Origin of the sequence: Pandoraea sp. NPDC090278 (assembly GCF_044772185.1) — a bacterium.
Taxonomy (GTDB): Bacteria; Pseudomonadota; Gammaproteobacteria; order Burkholderiales; family Burkholderiaceae; genus Pandoraea.
Window position 1 is genome coordinate 476,897 of sequence record NZ_JBIVYJ010000005.1, and the last position, 21,214, is coordinate 498,110.

The following is a 21,214-nucleotide window of genomic DNA, read 5'->3' on the forward strand; positions in this document are numbered from 1 at the left end:
AGATACCGTCCAATACCAAATTTCCAGATTCCGATACTATTTCGGTATTGAGTTGGAGCACGGAATCATGGATATCAAGCAAATGCGGTACTTCCTCGCCGTGGCGCAGGAAGGCCATTTCGGACGCGCCGCCGAGCGGCTGAACATGGCGCAGCCGCCGCTCACTCGTCACATCCACGCATTGGAAGCGCAACTGGGCACGGCGCTCTTCGTGCGCACGCCCAAAGGCGCGACGCTGACCGCCGCCGGGCAAACGCTGCTCGCTGAGGTGCCGAACATCCTCTCGCTCACGCGTCGGGCGGAAGAACAGACGCGACTGGCGGGTGACGGTTATATCGGGCGGCTCGACGTCGGCATCTTCAGTTCCGGCATTCTCAATGTGATCCCGCGACTGCTCGCAGACTTCCATACCGAGCGCCCCGAAGTGAAGATCGGCCTGCACAACCTGTCGAAGACGGAACAGATCGCGGCGCTGCGCGAACGGCGGATTGCCATCGGCTTCAACCGTCTGATTCCGGATGAGCCGGATCTGGTCGTCGACTGGATTCACCGCGAGCCGTTTCTGGTTGCGCTGTATGAAGGGCATCCGCTTTGCAAGCGCGCATCGCTCACGCTCGGCGATCTCGACAACGAGCGGATGATTCTCTACCCGAACGCGCCGGTGCCCGGACTCGCAGAAGAAGTGGCGGCCGCGTTCCGCGCCGAAGGCGTGACGCTGCGCGTGGAGCAGGAGGTGGAGGATGTGGTGACGTCGATTGCACTCGTGGCGAGTCGCTTCGGCGTGTGCGTCACGACCGAGTCGGCGGCGAATCTGCGATTGCCCGGTGTGGTGTATCGGCCGTTGAAATCGCAGCGGCTACGTTCCATCGAACTGAATTGCATGTACCGGCGCGACGACGATTCGCCTATTCTCGCCGCGTTTCTCGCGCTGATCCGCGCGTCGCGCACCCGGCGTCACCCGCTGCCGATGTAAGGCTGGCGTCTATTCATAGATATATGTGCACGGATACGGTGGCACAGATGTCGTCATAGATGTGATTCGAAGCATCGGCGCGGCTGAATGCAAAGTACCAACGATTGGATTTCAATGCGCGCCGGATTGTATCCAAAATGTCCTGACGCCTATTTCGACACATCCATTCAACGTGGCCCTCATTTGTCGATTCACGTGACATTCGCCGATTTTCCAATCTGCGTAGTACTACGGAGAATCGCTGTGACGACTCTTATTTTTTTCTTATGACCCTTTTGAAATCCTTTATCCATGCGGGTTTCGGGGGGACTCAGGATACCTGTTTCTATTAAAGAGCGTATTACGCTACTATGGCGCATCGTTCAGGCCGCCAGCGGTTTGAAGGATCCAATACCGACCAGGTTTAGCAGTCGATTAAGGCTACCGCACCACGAGGTAGTCAAAAAATACAAATCAAGGAGATGTCCACAATGCAGTTTCGTCACAAATCCCTGTTCGTTGCCGCTGCTCTCGCCCTCCTCGGAACGGCTGCCAATGCAGAGACCGTCAAGATCGCCATCGCCGGCCCGTTCAGCGGCTCGGTTGCTCAGTACGGCGACATGGTCAAGGCCGGTGCGCTGACCGCGATTGAAGAAGTCAACGCAGCTGGCGGTGCGAACGGCAACAAGCTCGAAGCCGTGTTCATGGATGACGCATGCGAGCCGAAGCAGGCTGTCGCCGTCGCCAACAAGATCGTCAGCCAGAAGATCAAGTATGTGATCGGTCACGTGTGCTCGGGCTCGACGATCCCGGCATCGGACATCTACGAAAACGAAGGCGTCGTGATGATCACGCCGTCGGCCACCGCACCGCAGCTGACCGAAGGCAAGAAGCGCCACTTCATCTTCCGTACGATCGGCCGTGACGACCAGCAAGGTCCGGCAGCCGCTCAGTACATCATCAACAAGGTCAAGCCGAAGAAGGTTGCCGTGCTGCACGACAAGCAGTCGTACGGTCAGGGTATTGCCACGTCGGTGAAGAAGGATCTGGACGCCGCCAAGGTGCCGGTCGTGCTGTTCGAAGGCATCAACGCGGGTGACTCGGACTACTCGGCTGTCATTACCAAGCTCAAGGCGCAAGGCGTGGACTTCGTCTACTTCGGCGGCTACCACCCGGAAATGGGTCTGCTGCTGCGTCAGGCACGTGAGCAAGGCGTGAAGGCCACGTTCATGGGACCGGAAGGCGTGGGTAACAAGGACGTGACGGCTATCGCCGGCCCGGCTTCGGAAGGCATGCTCGTGACGCTGCCGGACGACTTCGCTGCCGACCCGGCCAACGCCAAGCTGGTGAAGGCCTTCGCCGACGCCAAGCGCGATCCGAACGGTCCGTTCCAGATGCCGGCCTACACGGGCGTGCAACTGATCGCCAAGAGCATCGCTGGCGCGAAGAGCACCGACTCGGAAAAGGTGGCGAAGTACCTCCATGCCAACACGTTCGACACGCCGATCGGCAAGGTGGCGTATGACGCCGCTGGCGATCTGAAGTCGTTCAAGTTCGTGGTCTTCACCTGGCACAAGGACGCCACCAAGACCGCAGCCAACTGATTCCCTGACGCTTTACTGGCCAGCGAATCACCCCCAGCCGCCCGCCGACCCCGGCGGGCGGCTCGCATTCGCGCTCGGCCCCCGCTAGTCGCGAGGCTTCCCGCATGAACGAATTTTTCCCACAGCTTGCCCAGCAACTGGTCAATGGCCTGACGCTGGGCGCGATCTACGCGCTGATTGCCATTGGCTACACAATGGTCTACGGCATCATCGGCATGATCAACTTTGCCCACGGCGAGATCTACATGATCGGCGCCTATGTCGGGCTTGTCACACTGACTGCAATCGGAACGGCGGCGGGCTACCCCTTGCCGCTCGTGCTGGGTGCAGCGCTGCTGGTATCGGTGCTGGTCACGGGCCTTTACGGCTTCGCGATCGAGCGGGTGGCGTATCGCCCGCTGCGCGGCGGACCTCGTCTCGGACCGCTGATCTCTGCGATCGGTATGTCCATCTTCCTGCAGAACTACGTGCAGATCGGTCAGGGTGCACGCGATGTTTCCGTGCCGATGCTGATCTCCGGCGCCATCGATATTCCGATGGGCGACTTCACCGTGACGATTCCCTACGCTCGCATGCTGATCGTGGGCGTGACGGTGGCACTGATGATTCTGCTCACGCTGTTCATCGCTAACTCGCGCATGGGCCGCGCCTGCCGTGCCTGCGCCGAGGACATGCGCATGGCCAACCTGCTCGGCATCGATACGAATCGCGTGATCTCGTTCACGTTCATTCTCGGCGCCATGCTCGCGGCCGTGGGCGGTGTGCTGATCGGCCTGACCATCGGCAAGCTCAATCCGTACATCGGCTTCATCGCTGGCATCAAGGCCTTCACGGCAGCGGTGCTGGGCGGTATCGGCAGCATTCCCGGCGCCATGCTGGGCGGCGTGTTGCTGGGCCTGGCGGAGACGCTCGCCTCGGGCTACATGCCCTCCGAGTACAAGGACATCGTGGCGTTCTGCCTGCTGGTGCTGGTGCTGCTGTTCCGCCCGACCGGCCTGCTGGGCAAGCCTGACGTCGAGAAAGTCTGAGGTCGACCATGACACAACAACTCACCATGAAGTCCGGCGCCGCCAGCCGTGCGCCGGCAGGAGAGACGCTCAAGGGTGCGGTCATCGCCGCAATCGTGACGATCATCCTCACGGCCCCCATCCTGGGCCTGCAACTGAAGCTCGACGGCTACAAGGTTGTACTCGAACAGCATTGGCGTCCGGTCTGGATCGCGACCGCCATCGTGTTCGTGTTCCAGTTGATCAAGCCGTTCCTGATCCGCACCAAGCGCGCGGTGAAGCTGCCGACGATGCCCACGATGGGACGCCGTCAGCAACTGACCGCCATGTGGGTGCTGCTCGCCGTCGGTCTCGTGTGGCCGTTCGTCGGCTCGCGCGGCGCAGTGGACGTCGCCACGCTCGCCCTCATCTACTGCGTGCTGGGTCTCGGGCTGAACATCGTCGTGGGCTTCGCCGGTCTGCTCGATCTGGGCTACGTCGGCTTCTACGCCGTCGGCGGGTACACGTACGCGCTGCTCAATCAGTACTTCGGCCTGACCTTCTGGGAATGCCTGCCGCTCGCCGCGCTGATGTCGGCAACGTTCGGCTTCCTGCTGGGCTTCCCGGTGCTGCGTCTGCGCGGTGACTATCTCGCCATCGTGACGTTAGGCTTCGGTGAAATCATTCGTCTGCTGCTCAACAACCTGACGAGCCTGACCGGCGGTCCGGACGGCGTGTCGGGCATTCCTAAGCCCAGCGTGTTCGGCTTCGAAATGGCGCGCTCGTCGAGTGTGGAAGGCGCGAAGACGTTCCATGAACTGATCGGGCTGGATTACAGCGGCGGTCATATGGTGATCTGGCTGTATTTGCTCGCGTTCGCGCTGGTCGGCTTCACGCTGTTCGTCACGAGCCGCCTGATCCGCATGCCGATCGGTCGCGCGTGGGAAGCCCTGCGCGAAGACGAAATCGCCTGCCGCTCGCTCGGTTTGAACCCCACGCGCATCAAGCTCTCGGCATTCACGCTGGGCGCATCGTTCGCGGGTCTGGCCGGGGCGTTCTTCGCTGCACGTCAGGGGCTGGTTACGCCGGAGTCGTTCACGTTCATCGAATCGGCGCTGATTCTCGCCGTGGTAGTGCTCGGCGGCATGGGCTCGCAGATCGGTGTGATTCTCGCGGCCATCCTGCTGACGATTCTGCCGGAAGTGGCACGTGACTTTGCCGAGTACCGCATGCTGATCTTCGGTCTGGTGATGGTGCTGATGATGATGTGGCGTCCGCAAGGTCTGCTGCCCGCCACCCGCCCGCATGTGGAGTTGCCGCAATGAGTGCAGAACTGTTGAAACTCTCCGGCCTGCAGATGCGCTTCGGCGGTCTGCTGGCTGTCGACGGCGTCGAGTTCGACGTCCGCAAGAACGAAGTCTTCGCGATCATCGGTCCGAACGGCGCAGGCAAGACGACCGTCTTCAACTGCGTGGGGGGCTTTTACCGTCCCACGGGCGGATCGATCGTGCTCGACGGCGACAACATCACCGGCTTGCCGAGCCATATGGTGGCGCGTCGTGGTCTGGTGCGCACGTTCCAGAACATCCGCCTGTTCCGTCAGTTGACGGTGGTGGAGAACCTGCTCGTCGCGCAGCACATGACCGTGCACACCGGTTTTCTGCAAGGGCTGCTTTCGACGGGCGCGTTCCGTCGCTCGGAGCGCACAGCGCTTGAGCGCGCGAAGATGTGGCTCGATCGTCTGGGTCTCACGCCGGTCGCCAACCGCGAAGCCGGTACGTTGTCGTACGGCCACCAGCGCCGCCTCGAGATCGCGCGATGCATGATCACCGAGCCGCGTCTGCTGATGCTCGACGAACCGGCTGCCGGTCTGAACCCGCAGGAGAAGGTCGAGTTGCAGCAACTCGTGGACAACCTGCGTAACGAGTTCGGCATTTCGGTGCTGCTCATCGAGCACGACATGAGTCTCGTGATGGGGGTCTCCGACCGGATTCTCGTGATGGAACACGGCAAGCCGATCATGACCGGCAAGCCCGACGAGGTGCGCAACGATCCGCGCGTCATCAAGGCCTACCTCGGGGAGGAATAATGCTCAAGCTGGAACAGATCCACACCCATTACGGGGCCGTCGAGGCGCTTGCGGGCGTGTCTATCGAAGTGAACAAGGGCGAGATCGTCACGCTCATCGGCAGCAACGGCGCAGGCAAGACCACGCTGATGATGACCGTGTGCGGCACGCCCCGTGCGTCGAGCGGTCGCGTCATGTTCGAGGGCAACGACATCACCAACCGTCCGACGCACGAAATCATGCGCATGGGCATGGCGATTTCGCCGGAAGGCCGTCGCGTGTTTCCGAGCCTGACCGTCATCGAAAACCTGAAGATGGGCGGCTTCTTCGCGTCCAAAGACGAAATCGATGCTGGCATGGATCACGTCTTCAAGCTGTTCCCCCGGCTCGCACAGCGTGGCAAACAGCGCGCAGGCACGATGTCCGGCGGCGAACAGCAGATGCTCGCCATCGGGCGCGCGTTGATGAGCCGTCCGCGTCTGTTGTTGCTCGATGAACCGACGCTCGGCCTCGCACCGCTCGTGATCGCGCAGATCTTCGACATCATTCGTGCGATTCGCGAAGAAGGCGTGACGGTGTTTCTGGTGGAGCAAAACGCGAACAAGGCGCTGCATGTGGCCGATCGCGGTTACGTGCTCGAAACCGGGCGCGTCGTGCTCGCCGATTCGGCCGACAACCTGCTCGCCAACGACGACATCAAGCGCGCTTATCTGGGTGCCTGATCCGTCGGTCGCGCGGTCATTCATCAGACCGATGTGACGCACAACAAAAAGGGGATGTGCTCTCGGGCACATCCCCTTTTTTCATACGTCTGCGGTCGATGACGTCCGCCGCGTTACTTCATCAGATCGACCAGCTGATCCAGCGCCTTGCCCCAACCGTCGTGGAAGCCCATGGCTTCGTGCTGCGCACGCGTGGCTTCGTTGCCGTGCATGGCAATCGCCGTGTAGCGCGTGCCCTTGCCTTGCGTCTCCATCAGCACGGCTGCGGTGAACTGAAAGCCACCGTGTTCGGCCACCGGTGCAGGCGCGGGACGGAAACCGGGCAGCACCGCGTTCGTCCACACAAGTCGCGAGTTCTCGACCACTTCCAGATAGCAACCGACGTTCGGGAACTGCTGCCCTTCCGGCGAACGCATGACGGTGTGAAACAGACCGCCCGGACGCAGATCGATTTCGCACTCGACCGTTTGCCAAGGGGCAGGCGTGAACCACTTCTTGAGATGCTCCGGCTGTGTCCACGCGGCCCAGACGCGCTCGCACGGCACGTCGACATAGCGCTCCAGCACCAGGTCCAGCTTCGGGTCCACCGAGAACAGGTTGGGTTGGCTCATCTTCACGTCTCCTTCATCTGCAATAGATAGTTATCGAGTTGGTCGAGGCGGCGCGTCCACTTGTCGCGCTGCAACTGGAGCCAATCCTGTGCGCCCGCCAGCGTTTCGGTCTCCAGCGCGTAAGTCCGCACGCGTCCGGTCTTACGCGAGACGACCAACCCACTCTCCTCGAGCACGCTCAGATGCTGCGAGAAGGACGGCAGCGCCATCGAAAACGGACGCGCCAGTTCGCTCACGGACGCCGGGCCCAACGTCAGGCGCTCGACGACCGCACGACGTGTGGGATCGGATAACGCCTGAAAGATTCGATCGAGGGGGATGGATTGGTTAGCCATGTGCCTAACTATAGTCACCGCAATTACTTAGGTCAAGACCTTTGTATTGACGCTTTTCCTTTGCCCGATGCGCTAGATCGGACGCAGCCGCGCACCGGCTTGGCGTAGAATAGAGCCTTTCCAAATTGAGCCCCGCGTTGCCGCTATGCCGTTGGCCACTACAGAAGAAATCATTGCCGAGCTCAAGGCCGGCCGCATGGTTGTCCTCGTTGACGAGGAAGATCGTGAAAACGAAGGCGACCTTGTCATGGCAGCCGAATTCGCAACGCCCGAAGCCATCAACTTCATGGCGAAGTACGGTCGTGGCCTGATTTGCCTCACGCTCACGCAAGCGCGCTGCAAGCAGCTCAACCTGCCGCTGATGACGTATCGCAACGGCACGCAGTACGGCACGGCGTTCACGCTGTCGATCGAAGCCGCCGAAGGCGTGACCACGGGCATCTCCGCCGCCGATCGCGCCCATACGGTGCAGACGGCGATTTCGCGCGACGCTCGCCCTGAAGATATCGTCCAGCCGGGTCACGTGTTCCCGATCATGGCGCAACCCGGCGGCGTGCTGGTGCGCGCCGGTCACACCGAAGCCGGTTGCGACCTGACGGCGATGGCCGGACTCACGCCTGCAGCCGTCATCTGCGAAATCATGAACGACGACGGCACGATGGCGCGTCTGCCGCAGTTGCTGGAGTTCGCCGAGCAGCACAACATCAAGATCGGCACCATCGTCGATCTTATCCACTACCGCAGCCGTACCGAATCGATGATCGAGACGGTGTCGTCGCGCGAGATGCAGACAGCATGGGGCCCCTTCCAGGCCACGCTCTATCGCGACAAGCCGAGCGGCAATCCGCACCTGGCGCTGGTGCGCGGCGTGCCGTCGCCCGACGAAGAGACGCTGGTGCGCGTGCACGAACCGCTGTCGGTGATGGACCTGCTGGAGACCGGCGTGTCGACCCACTCGTGGACGCTGGCCGGTGCGATGAAGGCGATTGCCGAAGAAGGCAAAGGCGTGGTCGTGCTGCTGAACTGCGTCGAGACGCCCGAGCATCTCTTCAACCAGTTCGAAGCACTCGACGAAACCGAGAAGGCCGCACGCGCCAAGCGCCGCCCTGTGGACTTCCGCACGCACGGCGTTGGCGCACAGATCCTGCGCGAGCTGGGTGTCGGTAAAATGCGAGTCCTGTCGAGCCCGCGCAAGATTCCCAACATGGCAGGTTATGGCCTTGAGGTCACCGGTTTCCAACCGATGCCCGGCGCCGCGACTGCCTGAGTTAGCTAGTATCGGCGTCCCGTCTGTAGCGGGGCGTCATCTTGCCGAGCATTGCCTGTCTCGGGCATGCTGGCATCACGTTGGCCGCACCGCCTGGACGGTACTTTTTTGAGGAAGCCCATTATGGAAATCGGACAATACCAGCCGGAACTCGACGGTGAAGGCCTGCGCGTGGGCATCGTGCAAGCACGATTCAATGACGCGGTCTGCACCGCACTGCGCACTGCAGCCGTGGCCGAACTCGACCGCCTGGGCGTCGACGGCGAAGACGTGCTGCTCGTGACGGTGCCCGGCGCGCTGGAAATTCCGCTGGCATTGCAGAAGATGGCCGAAAGCGGCCAGTTCGACGCGCTCATCGCACTCGGCGCGGTGATCCGCGGCGAGACGTATCACTTTGAGCTGGTGTCGAACGAAAGCGGCGCTGGCATTACGCGCATCGGTCTCGATTTCGGTATTCCCATCGCCAATGCGGTGCTGACGACCGAAAACGACGAACAGGCCGAAGTGCGCGCCGCCGAGAAGGGCCGCGATGCGGCTCGCGTGGCGGTGGAAATGGCCAATCTGCTTGAAGCCATCGACATGTTGAGTGGCGACGATGCAGAGGATGAAGACGAAGAAGAGGAAGATCGGTAATGAAGAGTGCACGGCGCCGCGCGCGCGAATTTGCGCTGCAAGGAGTGTATCAATGGCTGATTTCGCGCGGCCACGCGAGTGAGATCGATGCTCACCTGCGCTCCACCCCAGGCTACGACAAGGCGGATCAGGTCCTGCTGGAAGCTGTCCTGTACGGCAGCATCCGCGAGGCCGACGCCCTGTCGGAGCAACTCCAGCCGCATCTGGACCGACCGGCAGCACAGCTGTCGCCGATCGAACATGCCGCGCTCATCGCAGGTGCGTACGAACTGATTCATCTTCAGGACGTGCCGTACCGTGTGGTGATCAACGAGGCGGTCGAAGTCGTGAAGACGTTCGGCGGACCGGACGGTCACCGTTTCGTGAACGGTGTGCTCGACAAGTTCGCCGCCGAGGTTCGCCCGGCGGAAGTCGCAGCGAACCGTAACGGCGGTCGCGGCAAGAGCGCCTGACGTTCCAACGTACGTAAGCCCCCCCCGTCCTCCCCCCGATATGGACCGCATGCCCAACCTCGCCTCCGCGCTGACACTGGCGCAACGTGTCGACGACATCGCCCCTTTTCACGTGATGGAGTTGGCCAAGCAGGCCGCGTTGCGTGAGAAGGCGGGGCACCATGTGATCCACATGGGGATCGGGGAGCCGGATTTCACGGCCCCGGAAGCGGTCATCGAGGCTGCGGCGAAAGCCATGCGCGACGGCCGGACGCAATACACCAGCGCGATGGGCGTTCCCGCGCTGCGTGAAGCCATCTCCGGCTACTACCGTAGTTTTTACGGAGTAGACGTCGATCCGTCGCGCATCGTTGTGACGGCCGGCGCATCGGCCGCGCTCGTGCTGGCCTGTGCTGCCCTCGTGGGTGTGGGCGACGAAGTGCTGATGCCGGATCCCTGCTATCCGTGCAACCGTCACTTCGTGTCGACGTTCGACGGCAAGCCGGTGCTGATTCCGTCGGGTCCGGCGGAGCGTTTCCAGCTGACGGCCGAGCGCATCGAATCCCATTGGGGGCCGAAGACGAAGGGCGTACTGCTGGCGTCGCCGTCGAATCCGACAGGCACTTCCATCGAGACCGACGAACTTGCACGCATCGTGAAGACGGTGCGCGCGCGTGGCGGCTTCACGCTCGTCGACGAGATCTATCAGGGCCTGTCGTATGACGGCCAGCCGACGACCGCGCTGAGCTTCGGCGACGACGTGCTGGTCGTGAGCAGCTTCTCGAAGTACTTCAACATGACGGGCTGGCGCCTTGGCTGGCTGGTGGTGCCGCCGTCGCTGGTGCCGACGTTCGAGAAGCTTTCTCAGAATCTGTTCATCTGCCCGTCGGCGGTGGCGCAGCATGCTGCAACGGCATGTTTCCTCCCCGAAACGCTGGCGATTTACGAAACCCGCAAGGAAGCGTTCCGCCAACGTCGCGATTACGTCGTGCCCGCGCTGGAGCGTCTGGGCTTCAAGGTGCCGGTCATGCCGGACGGCGCGTTCTACGTCTACGCCGACTGCACGAGTGTCCCGCATGCGGACGCTGGCGATAGCGACCGTCTCACGCAAGCGCTGCTCCAACAGGCCGACGTTGTGCTGGTGCCCGGCCTCGACTTCGGTTTTGCCGAGCCGCGTCAGTACATCCGCTTGTCGTACGCCACGTCGCTAGAACAACTGCACGAGGCGATGGACCGGATCGGCAAGGTCTTCGCATCAGGCTGAGCCATTTTCCTCGCACCAAAACAAAAAACCCATCGAATCGCTTCGATGGGTTTTTTGTTGGCTGCGCAGTGCGTCTCTATATAGATAGCCTGGCAGGCCGATGGATGCGCCGGCCGTGGCGCATCTCGCGAGGTCGTCGGCAAGTGCCGACCGGTCAGGCTGCCGTGCTGTCGTCCGCTTCGAGCGGCTTGGCAGCCGCAGCCGCCTTGCCGTTCGAGGTCGACGCTGCCGGCGCGGGGGCCGATTCCGTCGAGTCGACCGACTTGCCGGTCGAAACCGGCTTGGCCGAGCTGACGATCACCGGCGCTTGCGGCTCGTTCGGCGAGACCTTGCGTCCCATGGTCACGCCACGCAGACGATCGCGCTCGGCGAGCACCTTCGCACCATAGCCACCGTCACCGGCGCTGGTCGATCCGACATACAGACGCAGACCACCCGTGAGCGAACCGCCACGTGCGATGCATTCCTTCAGGATCAGGGCACCGACCTTGATATTGGCCAGCGGGTGCAGCGCAGCTTCCGGACCGCCGAAGTACTCGAGCTTGTCCTGATGCACTTTCGACATGACCTGCATGAGGCCCTGCGCACCGACGGTGCTCTCGGCATACGGGTTGAAACCCGATTCGATAGCCATCACGGCGAGCAGCAGCAGCGGATCGAGTCCGACTTCCTTGCCCGTCGAGTAAGCCGCGCGCACGAGGTTGCCCGTCACGTCGCCCGCCACGCGATAGCGGCGTGCGAGATAGTCGGCAACGGCAATCTGCTCACGCGTATCGAGCACCTTGGTGGCGCGCGCATCGGCTGCCACACGTTGGTTCGGGATATACGCCGCGAGGACAGCGGCCGACGGCACGTGCTGCGCCGCTTGCGCCATCATCGTCGAATCCGATGCAGTACCTTGTGCAACGATGCCGCCGTTGGCGCCCTGGCTGGCCGCATTGGCCGTACCGGTGGCTGCCTCAAGCAGCGGACCCACGCGCGACGCCATATCGGCGCGCCACGTCGGTCGGGCCCACAGCGCCAGCGTGCCAACCACAGCAACCAGACCGACCGCGCTGGACGTATACAGTCCAACACGACCGCCGTGCCAGGCAAGGCGACGCCAATCGCGGCGAGCCACGGCTACCGTTGCCGCGCCGCGCGCACGAAGCGCACCGAACACGGCCAGTAGCCAGGGTGATAAACCAGACTTCTTCATACTACGTACTCCGGTTACGCCGTCACCACGGGGTGGCCCCGGGGCGTAAGGAAGTAAGCCGGTATACCCGCCAGGTATCCCGTCAAGCGCTTACTTACGGCATATGGAAAGAGGCGGTGCATCGTGTTGTCATGGACGATGCCGCTACCGCCGCAGCGCGCCGACCTGTTCAGGTCTCTGGCGCTGACGAGCTATCGCTCGCGCTGCTTCCTAAAACACTGGTTTCCCGACCTCGGTGAGAAAACCAGCCACTGAAAATCCACGTCGATGTTGTAGTTGTCGCTAAGCTCGAGCGGGTCGGCCTACCCGTCATCGAAGCCGCCTTTCTGGATTCAACGGGCGGATTGTAGCAGTGATATATAAACCGTCAATACTATTAACAGTCAAAATCATTACCAAAAGTAATTTGTAACACCTGTTTTGCCGTGACGTTTTACTGCCTTGGCCGGTAAAATGCCCTGCCCCACCCCGCGTTTACAAGGGTGTCACCCCGACTTTCGCGCGATTCAAACGCCCGTTCGATCCAGGCGTATGAATTTCGTAAAAATTTTTGGTAACGGTTTGTTTCATGAAATATCTCGATCTTCGTGACTTCACCGCGCAACTGGAGCGATCCGGCCAGCTTCGTCGCGTAGACGTGCCGGTCTCGCCGGTGCTTGAGATGACAGCGCTGGCCGACCGCGTGCTCAAAGCTGGTGGCCCGGCCCTGTGGTTCGAGCGGCCGACCGGTCATGACATGCCCGTGCTCGCCAACTTGTTTGGCACCCCTGAACGAGTGGCTCTGGGGATGGGTGTCGAGGACGGCGAGAACGCGCTCGGCTCGCTGCGCGATATCGGTCGCCTTCTCTCGACGCTCAAGGAACCCGAGCCGCCGCGCGGGCTGAAGGACGCAGGCAAGTTGCTCGGCATGGCGAAGGCCGTGTGGGACATGGCGCCGAAAGAAGTCAGTAGCCCGGTGTGTCAGGAGATCGTCTGGGAGGGCGACGACGTCGACCTCTCCCGTCTGCCGATCCAGACGTGCTGGCCTGGCGATGCGGCGCCGCTGATTACGTGGGGACTGGTCATCACCAAGGGCCCGCACCGTAAACGTCAGAACCTCGGCATCTATCGTCAGCAGGTCATCAGCCGCAACGAAGTCATCATGCGCTGGCTCGCGCATCGCGGCGGTGCGCTGGATTTCCGCGAGTTCGCGCAGGCGAATCCAGGCAAGCCGTTCCCGATTGCTGTCGCTCTTGGGGCCGACCTGGCGACCATGCTCGGCGCGGTCACCCCCGTCCCTGACACGCTCTCCGAGTATCAGTTTGCGGGCTTGCTGCGCGGCAGCCGCACGGAATTAGCCAAGTGCGTGACGCCCGGACTGGAGTCGCTACGCGTGCCTGCGCGCGCCGAGATCGTGCTGGAAGGCTTTATTTATCCGTCCGAACAACCGCCTGTCGTGCCCGAAGGCGCACCGCCGCCGCCTTCACGGGGTGCGACGGCCGGTTACGAACACGCGCTCGAAGGCCCCTACGGCGATCACACCGGCTACTACAACGAGCAGGAGTGGTTCCCGGTGTTCAAGATCGAGCGCATTACGATGCGCCGCAATGCCGTCTATCACTCGACCTACACCGGCAAACCGCCCGACGAACCGGCGGTCCTGGGTGTGGCCTTGAATGAAGTCTTCGTGCCGCTGCTGCAAAAGCAATTCCCCGAAATCACAGACTTCTATCTGCCGCCCGAGGGTTGCAGCTACCGGATGGCCATCGTCCAGATGAAGAAGGCTTATCCGGGGCATGCCAAGCGCGTGATGTTCGGCGTGTGGAGCTTCCTGCGCCAGTTCATGTATACGAAGTTCATCGTCGTGGTGGACGAAGACGTCGATATCCGGGACTGGAAGGAGGTCATCTGGGCAATCACGACACGCGTCGACCCGACACGGGACACGACGCTCGTCGACCAGACCCCCATCGACTATCTCGATTTCGCGTCGCCCAAGGCCGGGCTGGGATCGAAGATGGGGATCGACGCGACCAACAAGTGGCCGGGCGAAACTTCACGCGAGTGGGGGCGTCCGATCGAAATGACCGCCGACGTCGACGCGCGCATGGCCGCTCTATATAAGGATCTCGGCCTGTAAAACGGGCCACCGATCCTGCGTCATGCCGAACGCCGGTGGCCATCAGGCTGCCGGCGTTTGTGTTTGCGCGCAATGCGCGCTGCGCGTCACGAACCCTCTCCATCAATAGAGTAAGCTGGCACCCGAAAGACAGATAAGCCGTATCCGTTTCCGTCCCCCGGGTCGGCGCGATCTCCCCCGAGCGCGTCGACCGGTCATCGAAAGGAGCTAATCGTGTCCTCATCCCGTGCCTCTCACGCCTCCCACACGTCAGCCAAGTCGCATCCCGCGCTGGCCCGCCTCAAAGATCCCGACCTGCTCAAGTTCAACGCCTACATCGACGGCGACTGGACGCAAGCCGACTCCCACGCCACCTTCGCCGTCAACGATCCGGCCACCGACGCCGAAATCGCGCAAGTCGCCGACCTCGGCGCGAAGGAAACCGAGCGCGCACTCGTCGCCGCCGAAACCGCTCTGCCCGAATGGCGCGGCAAGACCGGCAAGGAACGCGCCCGCATCATGCGTCACTGGTTCGATCTCATCATGGCGGCGCAGGACGACCTCGGCGCCATCATGACCGCCGAACAAGGCAAGCCACTGGCCGAAGCCAAGGGTGAAGTGGCGTATGGTGCGTCGTTCATCGAGTGGTTCGCCGAGGAAGCCAAACGTATCGACGGCGACGTGCTCGCATCGCCCGAAGGCGGCAAGCGCTTGCTGATGCTCAAACAGCCCATCGGCGTGTGCGCGTCGATCACGCCGTGGAACTTCCCCATCGCGATGATCACGCGCAAGATCGCACCCGCCATTGCAGCGGGCTGCACCATCGTGGTCAAACCGGCCCGTCTCACCCCGCTGTCTGCGTTGGCTCTGGCCGAACTGGCCGACCGCGCCGGATTGCCCAAGGGCGTGTTCAATGTGGTGACGTCGAAAAACTCGTCGGACGTGGGCAACGTGCTGACGTCCAGCCCGCGCGTGCGTCACCTCTCCTTCACCGGCTCAACACCGGTCGGCGCGAAGTTGATGGAGCAATGCGCGTCCACCATCAAGAAGGTGGCGCTCGAACTCGGCGGTCTCGCACCGTTTCTGGTGTTCGACGACGCCGACGTCGATGCCGCCGTCGAAGGCTGCATCGCATCCAAATTCCGCAACGCGGGACAAACGTGCGTCTGCGCCAACCGCATCTACGCACAAGACGGGATTTACGACGCCTTCGTCGAAAAGCTCACTGCTGCGGTGAGCCGCCTGCGCGTGGGTAATGGCTTCGAGCCGGGCGTGGCGATCGGCCCGCTCATCGAGGATGCCGCCATCGCCAAGGTCGAGCGCCACGTCGAGGACGCCGTGGCCAAGGGCGGACGCGTCACCGTCGGCGGCAAAGTGCTGCACGGCCGCTTCTTCGAGCCGACCGTCGTGGCCGACGCCAGCGCCGACATGCTTGTGGCACAGGAGGAGACGTTCGGCCCGGTTGCGCCCGTCTTCCGCTTCAAAGACGAAGCCGACGGGATTCGGCTGGCGAACGCCTCCGACTTTGGACTGGCGTCGTACTTCTTCGCGCGCGACGTGGGCCGCGTATGGCGCGTGGCCGAGGGCATCGAGGCCGGGATGGTCGGCATCAACACCGGCCTCATCTCTAACGAGGTCGCGCCATTCGGCGGGGTCAAACAGTCCGGACTGGGCCGCGAAGGGTCGAAATACGGCATCGACGAGTACCTTGAGATGAAGTATCTCTGTCTCGCCGGGATGTGAAATTCATCTGACCCTTTAACAATTTGTAATAGTTGCTTTCCCGTGGCGTGAGCCGCGCCGCGACTGGGTTGAGCGCATTTCGACCTAACATCGCCCAACCGGACGCCATCGTGGAAACGTTACAAAGTCCCACAGATGGGGTCCGGCTCGGGTAGAATCGCGCTTTTTTCGCGAACCGCGACTCCGACCCCAATTCGGTCGTCTCACACGCCAATTGCGGCACCCCCGTTGGAATCCGGTGCAGTCTCGCGAAGCCGATCAACAGAAGTCGCGACCGTCATCGCCTCCCCCTGCGTCGTCATGTTTCTCATGATGGCGACGGCCTGACGGCCGTGTCCGCCCTCGCGCAATGCATCCCCCGCTCCTTGCGAGCGTCTGCGTTGTACCCCCCGGGCGTGGAGAAGACATCTATGGATAACAACCAATCCCTCATGCGCAACATCGGGCCGTTCGCCTTGATGTTGACCGGTCTCGGCTCGATCATCGGTTCCGGCTGGCTGTTCGGCGCCTGGAAAGCCGCCAAGATTGCCGGACCGGCAGCCCTACTCGCCTGGCTTATCGGCGCCGTCGTAATTCTCGCCATTGCCCTGACATACGCGGAACTCGGCGCAATGTTCCCCGAGTCGGGCGGCATGGTGCGCTACTCCCGTTACTCGCATGGAAGTCTCGTCGGCTTCATCGCCGCCTGGGCTAACTGGATTGCGATCGTGTCGGTGATTCCGATCGAAGCCGAAGCGTCGATTCAGTACATGAGCACGTGGCCGTACGACTGGGCGCACGCCTTGTTCGTGGACGGTACGCTCACCACGAGCGGGCTGATGCTATCGGCCTTGCTCGTGATCGTCTACTTCATGCTGAACTACTGGGGCGTGAAGCTGTTCGCACGTGCCAACACGGCAATCACGCTCTTCAAGTTCGCGATTCCCGCGCTGACCATCGCCGGTCTGATGATTGCAGGCTTCCATCCGGGCAACTTCAACATCGCCGAGCATGGCGGCTTCGCGCCGAACGGTATGTCGGCGGTGCTGACCGCCGTCGCCACGTCCGGCATCGTGTTCGCGTTCAACGGCTTCCAAAGTCCCGTGAACCTCGCGGGTGAAGCGCGCGATCCGGGCCGCAGCATTCCGTTTGCGGTCGTCGGCTCGATCCTGCTCGCGACCGTCATCTATCTGTTGCTGCAAGTCGCGTACATCGGCGCGCTCACGCCGGAGCACTTGGCGGGCGGCTGGCACATGGTGAGCTTCAGCTCGCCGTTTGCCGAACTGGCGATTGCGCTAGGCCTGAACTGGCTGGCGATCGTGCTGTATTTCGATGCGTTCCTGAGCCCGAGCGGCACGGGCACGACGTACATGGCGACCACGAGCCGCATGATTTACGCGATGGAGCGTAACCGTACGTTGCCCGCCATCTTCGGTCGTGTGCACCCGCTGTACGGTGTGCCGCGTCAGGCGATGTGGTTCAACCTCGCGATCTCGTTCATCTTCATGTTCTTCTTCCGCGGCTGGGATTCGCTGGCCGCCGTGATCTCGGTGGCGACCGTGATTTCGTACCTCACCGGCCCGATCAGCGTGATGTCACTGCGTCGTTCGGCACCGGAGATGCACCGTCCGCTGCGCCTGCCGGGCCTGTCGCTGATCGCACCGTTCGCGTTCGTCTGCGCCTCGCTGATCCTGTACTGGGCCCGCTGGCCGCTGACCGGCCAGATCATCGTGCTGGTGGTCGTAGCGCTGCCGGTGTACTTCTACTATCAGGCAAAGGACAACTGGCAAGGCTTCGGCCGCGACCTCAAGGCCTCGTGGTGGCTGATCGGCTATCTGCCGTGCATGGCGCTTTGCTCGTATATCGGCAGCAAGGAATTCGGCGGTCTCGGTCTGCTGCCCTATGGCTGGGACATGGTCATCGTCGCGGTGCTGTCGCTCGCGTTCTATCACTGGGGCGTGAAGGCTGGCTGGCGCACCCCGTACCTGTCGGAAGAGCGTGAAAACGATGCCGCCAGCATGGAAGGTATGCCGGCGCTGTCGCACTAAGTTTCAGAGTGCTTCAAACGAAAAGCCCGCCAATCGGCGGGCTTTTTGCATTGCGACGAAGCGCCGCCAACCGCTTTACCGATGCGCCCGACGCCGCTCGATGAACAGACTGTTGCCGAGCGCGCGCTTGGCCATCTTCTTGGCATCGGCAGCGGCGGCCGAGACTTCCACGTGTGACGGAAAGCTCTCCGGCGTGACCGCCACCACACCAATCGACAGACTCGTGATCGGATGGAAGATGACCATGCCGCGACGATCCTCCGCCTCGAACCCGCCCGCCGCGATCTGATCGGGATGAAAGTACTCCGTGACCGCTTCACCGAAACGCGTGAGCGCTTCGCGGCACCGGGCCTCCCAATCGGGGCTGCGGAACAGGATCAGGAAGTCGTCACCGCCGATGTGTCCAAGGAAATCGCGTTCGGGATTGCGCACCGCCATCAGCACGCGCGCGACCAACTGAATCAGGTCGTCGCCGCGACGATAACCAAACACGTCGTTAAACGGCTTGAAGTTGTCCAGATCGACGTAACAGGCGTGGAACGACTGACGCTCGCCGATCATGCGATCCATGTAGTCGTCGATAGGCACGTTGCCCGGCAGCAGCGTCAGCGGGTTGGCATAGCGCGCCGCATCCAGTTGCATATCAGTGATGTGACGCATCAGCGCATGCCCCTGCGCCACGCCGAAATAACGCCCCTGATCCGTGACGATGAAACCAGCCGCGATCTGACGGCTCGCCCCTTCGGCAATCATCCGGCTCAGATCCTCGACACGCGCCGCCTTGTCGAACGTGAGCGGACGCGGCTCCATCACGGCCGAGCACGGCTTGCGTCCGTACAACTCACGCGTGAACGGTCGTGCGAAACGCCCGATCAGCGACGCCCGTCCAATCAGCCCAACGGCGCGCTCGCGTTCCACCACCGGCAGCACCTCCAACGCGGGATCGCTCTCGAAACGCGCCACGACATCCTCGCTGCGCGTATCAGGCGAGACGGGCGCGACATAGGACGCAATGCGCTCCAGCGTCACATTCCCCGCGCCTAACTGACTCGGTTGCTGATGAACGTAGGCACGGCGCTCGTTCACCACTTCCTGCACATTCGCCGTGATGGCGCGCTGCGGCTGCGCTTCGGGCCGCGCAATGAAATACCCCTGCCCAAGGAAGATGCCCAGATCGCGCACGACCTGAAGCTCCTCGGCATGCTCGATGCCTTCGGCAATGACGCGCGTGCCGCTCGTCTCCGCGATCTGGCGCATCGAACGCACGAACTGAAGTTTGACGGTGTCGGCGTCGATGCCGTCGACGAAATGCCTGTCGATCTTGACGTAATCGGGCCGCAGCTCCGACCACAGACGCAGGCTTGCGTAGCCCTCGCCCATGTCATCGAGCGCCACTTCGAAGCCCAGCGCACGGTAGGCGGCAAGCGACGCGCGCGTGCTCGCCAGGTCCAGCGTGGGCGCGTGTTCGGTAAGCTCCAGCACCACGCGCTCCGGCGCAAGCCGGAATGACTGAAGCATGGCGAACGTCTCGTCCAGACCCAGCGATTCGCTCACGCCGCCACCAGGGTGCGCGCGCGTGACCGGGCCGATGTTCAGGAACAGACGTTCGGGCAAGTCCTGCTCGACGAACCCGCGCAGCACCGTACGTCGACAGGCAAGCTCGAGCGGCCCGCTCACGCCGTGACGCCGCGCCGCGGCGAACAACGCCATCGGCGAATGAATCGACGTGCCCGCAGGCCCACGCACCAGGCCTTCATAACCCGCGACTTCGGATGTCCGGAAATCGACGATGGGCTGGAACACACAGGTCAGGCCGATGCCTTCGCACAATTCGGCAAGCAGCGACGCTTCGTCGGGTTCGACGTAGGGAGTGGAAGCGGAGGGCGAGGTAGAGAGAGCGGAAGCTGGCTGCGCATCGCGCGCTGTCGCGGGAGCGCCAAAGCGATCCTGCGGACGTATCCCGGCAACTGCGGCAGGCGGGAGAGGGTTCAACTGAGACTCCGTAAGTCGGTGCGGCGCGCCGGCATCATGCAAACAGCTGTACGTTATGCGGGCATGTGTCGGGCACACTCATGCGCACCGGGGGCATCTTTACTTCGATGTGCCCCGATGAAGTCTCACCCGTTCCCCGTGTTTCACGTGCGGTCGCTGCTCTTTGGCCCATATCCGCGTCTTGTGACGGTGCCCGTGGGCACCCTCTTTTACTTGGCACTCAGGCTATCGTCGTTATTTGACAAAACCGTGACAGCACCGGAATTGCAACAAATGTCGAGGCAGCGCCCGCGCCCATCTCCCGCCACGCGGGAATCCGTAGCCTGACGGAGAGATTCACGTCGCACAAGGACGAAAAAAAACGGCAACGCCGCAAAGCGTTGCCGTTCTTCTGTCGGCGGTGTCCGGGCGGTGCGCCGTCAACCGACGCGCCACCCAGCCATCGATACGTCCCGAAACTTACCAGGCCGTCACGACCGAGCCGCCGAACTTCTGTTCGATGAATGCCTTCACTTCCGGCGAGTGGTAGGCCTTGATCAGCTTGGCGACCCACGGCTTGTTCTTGTCGGCCGAGCGGATGACCAGCACGTTGGCGTACGGGCCGTTCGCGTCTTCGATGGCGATCGAATCCTTCTTCGGGTTCAGACCGGCTTCCATGGCGAAGTTGGTGTTGATGACGGCCACGGCCACGTCGTCGAGCGAGCGCGGCAGTTGGGCGGCGTCCAGTTCCACGAACTTCAGCTTCTTCGGGTTTTCAGCCACGTCGATAGGCGTTGCCTTCAGACCGGCGTCGGCGCGCAGCTTGATCAGGCCCTGCTTTTGCAGCAACAGCAACGCACGGCCACCGTTGGTCGGGTCGTTCGGCAGCGAGACCTTGTCGCCCGTCTTCAGATCGGCCAGCGACTTGATCTTCTTCGAGTAGATGCCCATCGGGAAGATCACCGTCTTGGCGATCGACTCGAGCTTGTAGCCACGGTCCTTCACTTGCGCGTCGAGGTACGGCTGGTGCTGGTAGCTGTTCACGTCCAGATCGCCCGACGACAGGGCGGCGTTCGGCTGCACGTAGTCGCTGAATTCGATGACCTTGAGGTTCAGGCCGTCCTTGGCCGCGACCTTCTTCACTTCGTCGAAGATCTGGGCGTGCGGGCCGCCCGTCACGCCGACCTTCAGGTTGATGGCGTCGGCGGCAACCGCAGGCGCTGCAAATTGCGTGGCGAAAACCGTGGCGGCGCCAACACCGGCCAGCAGCTTGAAAATCGTACGACGTTGCATGAAAAACCTCG

18 protein-coding genes are annotated in these 21,214 nt (G+C 62.4%); 13 read left to right on the forward strand and 5 right to left on the reverse strand.

Annotation, left to right across the window (positions count from 1 at the left end; translation table 11 throughout):
• Positions 1-67 precede the first annotated feature (67 nt).
• The 6 genes from ACIQWO_RS19965 (at position 68) to ACIQWO_RS19990 (ending at position 6,332) form a co-directional block, all read left to right on the forward strand.
• Entirely contained in the window at positions 68-973 is a 906-nt protein-coding gene (locus ACIQWO_RS19965; RefSeq protein ID WP_402827923.1) for a LysR substrate-binding domain-containing protein, read from the forward strand.
• Positions 974-1,443: 470 nt separating this feature from the next.
• Positions 1,444-2,556 carry a branched-chain amino acid ABC transporter substrate-binding protein gene (locus ACIQWO_RS19970; RefSeq protein WP_402827926.1) on the forward strand — a complete coding sequence of 371 codons (1,113 nt, stop codon included), beginning with the start codon at positions 1,444-1,446 and terminating at the stop codon, positions 2,554-2,556.
• 104 nt (positions 2,557-2,660) lie between these two features.
• Entirely contained in the window at positions 2,661-3,584 is a 924-nt protein-coding gene (gene livH, locus ACIQWO_RS19975) for a high-affinity branched-chain amino acid ABC transporter permease LivH (protein ID WP_044454576.1), read from the forward strand.
• Positions 3,585-3,592: 8 nt separating this feature from the next.
• Positions 3,593-4,867 (forward strand): high-affinity branched-chain amino acid ABC transporter permease LivM, encoded by a 1,275-nt coding sequence (locus ACIQWO_RS19980; RefSeq protein ID WP_402827930.1) that lies wholly within the window; start codon positions 3,593-3,595, stop codon positions 4,865-4,867.
• A complete protein-coding gene (livG, locus tag ACIQWO_RS19985; protein WP_402827932.1) occupies positions 4,864-5,631 on the forward strand; it encodes a high-affinity branched-chain amino acid ABC transporter ATP-binding protein LivG in 768 nt (255 codons plus the stop codon). The genes ACIQWO_RS19980 and livG overlap by 4 nt, the downstream gene beginning before the upstream one ends.
• Positions 5,631-6,332, forward strand: coding sequence for an ABC transporter ATP-binding protein (locus ACIQWO_RS19990; RefSeq protein ID WP_402827935.1), 702 nt, complete (start codon positions 5,631-5,633; stop codon positions 6,330-6,332). The genes livG and ACIQWO_RS19990 overlap by 1 nt, the downstream gene beginning before the upstream one ends.
• A gap of 113 nt (positions 6,333-6,445) precedes the next feature.
• On the opposite strand, the gene ACIQWO_RS19995 is transcribed toward ACIQWO_RS19990, so the two are convergent.
• Positions 6,446-6,943 (reverse strand): SRPBCC family protein, encoded by a 498-nt coding sequence (locus ACIQWO_RS19995; RefSeq protein ID WP_150738804.1) that lies wholly within the window; start codon positions 6,941-6,943, stop codon positions 6,446-6,448.
• A gap of 2 nt (positions 6,944-6,945) precedes the next feature.
• On the reverse strand, positions 6,946-7,278 hold the full coding sequence (locus tag ACIQWO_RS20000) for a helix-turn-helix transcriptional regulator (RefSeq protein WP_150660065.1): 333 nt from the start codon (positions 7,276-7,278) through the stop codon (positions 6,946-6,948).
• 145 nt (positions 7,279-7,423) lie between these two features.
• On the opposite strand from ACIQWO_RS20000, the gene ribBA reads away from it, so the two are divergent.
• From ribBA to ACIQWO_RS20020, 4 genes are all read left to right on the forward strand, one after another.
• The gene (gene ribBA, locus ACIQWO_RS20005) at positions 7,424-8,545 is read left to right on the forward strand and encodes a bifunctional 3,4-dihydroxy-2-butanone-4-phosphate synthase/GTP cyclohydrolase II (protein WP_150810584.1); all 1,122 of its coding nucleotides are present in this window, start codon (positions 7,424-7,426) and stop codon (positions 8,543-8,545) included.
• Positions 8,546-8,668: 123 nt separating this feature from the next.
• Entirely contained in the window at positions 8,669-9,178 is a 510-nt protein-coding gene (gene ribH, locus ACIQWO_RS20010) for a 6,7-dimethyl-8-ribityllumazine synthase (protein ID WP_402827942.1), read from the forward strand.
• On the forward strand, positions 9,178-9,630 hold the full coding sequence (gene nusB / locus ACIQWO_RS20015; RefSeq protein WP_233328677.1) for a transcription antitermination factor NusB: 453 nt from the start codon (positions 9,178-9,180) through the stop codon (positions 9,628-9,630). Before ribH ends, nusB begins: the two co-directional genes overlap by 1 nt.
• A gap of 40 nt (positions 9,631-9,670) precedes the next feature.
• The gene (locus ACIQWO_RS20020; RefSeq protein ID WP_402827946.1) at positions 9,671-10,873 is read left to right on the forward strand and encodes a pyridoxal phosphate-dependent aminotransferase; all 1,203 of its coding nucleotides are present in this window, start codon (positions 9,671-9,673) and stop codon (positions 10,871-10,873) included.
• Positions 10,874-11,027: 154 nt separating this feature from the next.
• Here the strand turns inward: ACIQWO_RS20020 and ACIQWO_RS20025 are convergent, their stop codons facing one another.
• Positions 11,028-12,071 carry a transglycosylase SLT domain-containing protein gene (locus tag ACIQWO_RS20025; protein ID WP_402827948.1) on the reverse strand — a complete coding sequence of 348 codons (1,044 nt, stop codon included), beginning with the start codon at positions 12,069-12,071 and terminating at the stop codon, positions 11,028-11,030.
• A gap of 568 nt (positions 12,072-12,639) precedes the next feature.
• Between ACIQWO_RS20025 and ACIQWO_RS20030 the strand changes: the two genes are divergently transcribed.
• The 3 genes from ACIQWO_RS20030 (at position 12,640) to ACIQWO_RS20040 (ending at position 17,939) form a co-directional block, all read left to right on the forward strand.
• Positions 12,640-14,190 (forward strand): UbiD family decarboxylase, encoded by a 1,551-nt coding sequence (locus tag ACIQWO_RS20030; RefSeq protein WP_402827951.1) that lies wholly within the window; start codon positions 12,640-12,642, stop codon positions 14,188-14,190.
• Between the two features lie 213 nt (positions 14,191-14,403).
• Positions 14,404-15,912, forward strand: coding sequence for an NAD-dependent succinate-semialdehyde dehydrogenase (locus ACIQWO_RS20035; protein WP_402827954.1), 1,509 nt, complete (start codon positions 14,404-14,406; stop codon positions 15,910-15,912).
• Between the two features lie 410 nt (positions 15,913-16,322).
• Entirely contained in the window at positions 16,323-17,939 is a 1,617-nt protein-coding gene (locus ACIQWO_RS20040) for an APC family permease (RefSeq protein ID WP_402827957.1), read from the forward strand.
• Positions 17,940-18,014: 75 nt separating this feature from the next.
• Here ACIQWO_RS20040 and ACIQWO_RS20045 read toward each other — a convergent pair whose 3' ends face one another.
• The gene (locus tag ACIQWO_RS20045) at positions 18,015-19,931 is read right to left on the reverse strand and encodes a GGDEF domain-containing protein (protein ID WP_402827960.1); all 1,917 of its coding nucleotides are present in this window, start codon (positions 19,929-19,931) and stop codon (positions 18,015-18,017) included.
• A 459-nt stretch (positions 19,932-20,390) separates the two neighbouring features.
• Entirely contained in the window at positions 20,391-21,203 is an 813-nt protein-coding gene (locus ACIQWO_RS20050; protein WP_046291043.1) for a MetQ/NlpA family ABC transporter substrate-binding protein, read from the reverse strand.
• Positions 21,204-21,214: the final 11 nt, after the last annotated feature.

Coding starts and splice junctions, on each gene's coding strand:
- ACIQWO_RS19965 (WP_402827923.1), top strand. CDS start 68: ATGGATATCAAGCAAATGCGGTACTTCCTCGCCGTGGCGCAGGAAGGC.
- ACIQWO_RS19970 (WP_402827926.1), top strand. CDS start 1,444: ATGCAGTTTCGTCACAAATCCCTGTTCGTTGCCGCTGCTCTCGCCCTC.
- livH (WP_044454576.1), top strand. CDS start 2,661: ATGAACGAATTTTTCCCACAGCTTGCCCAGCAACTGGTCAATGGCCTG.
- ACIQWO_RS19980 (WP_402827930.1), top strand. CDS start 3,593: ATGACACAACAACTCACCATGAAGTCCGGCGCCGCCAGCCGTGCGCCG.
- livG (WP_402827932.1), top strand. CDS start 4,864: ATGAGTGCAGAACTGTTGAAACTCTCCGGCCTGCAGATGCGCTTCGGC.
- ACIQWO_RS19990 (WP_402827935.1), top strand. CDS start 5,631: ATGCTCAAGCTGGAACAGATCCACACCCATTACGGGGCCGTCGAGGCG.
- ACIQWO_RS19995 (WP_150738804.1), bottom strand. CDS start 6,943: ATGAGCCAACCCAACCTGTTCTCGGTGGACCCGAAGCTGGACCTGGTG.
- ACIQWO_RS20000 (WP_150660065.1), bottom strand. CDS start 7,278: ATGGCTAACCAATCCATCCCCCTCGATCGAATCTTTCAGGCGTTATCC.
- ribBA (WP_150810584.1), top strand. CDS start 7,424: ATGCCGTTGGCCACTACAGAAGAAATCATTGCCGAGCTCAAGGCCGGC.
- ribH (WP_402827942.1), top strand. CDS start 8,669: ATGGAAATCGGACAATACCAGCCGGAACTCGACGGTGAAGGCCTGCGC.
- nusB (WP_233328677.1), top strand. CDS start 9,178: ATGAAGAGTGCACGGCGCCGCGCGCGCGAATTTGCGCTGCAAGGAGTG.
- ACIQWO_RS20020 (WP_402827946.1), top strand. CDS start 9,671: ATGGACCGCATGCCCAACCTCGCCTCCGCGCTGACACTGGCGCAACGT.
- ACIQWO_RS20025 (WP_402827948.1), bottom strand. CDS start 12,071: ATGAAGAAGTCTGGTTTATCACCCTGGCTACTGGCCGTGTTCGGTGCG.
- ACIQWO_RS20030 (WP_402827951.1), top strand. CDS start 12,640: ATGAAATATCTCGATCTTCGTGACTTCACCGCGCAACTGGAGCGATCC.
- ACIQWO_RS20040 (WP_402827957.1), top strand. CDS start 16,323: ATGGATAACAACCAATCCCTCATGCGCAACATCGGGCCGTTCGCCTTG.
- ACIQWO_RS20050 (WP_046291043.1), bottom strand. CDS start 21,203: ATGCAACGTCGTACGATTTTCAAGCTGCTGGCCGGTGTTGGCGCCGCC.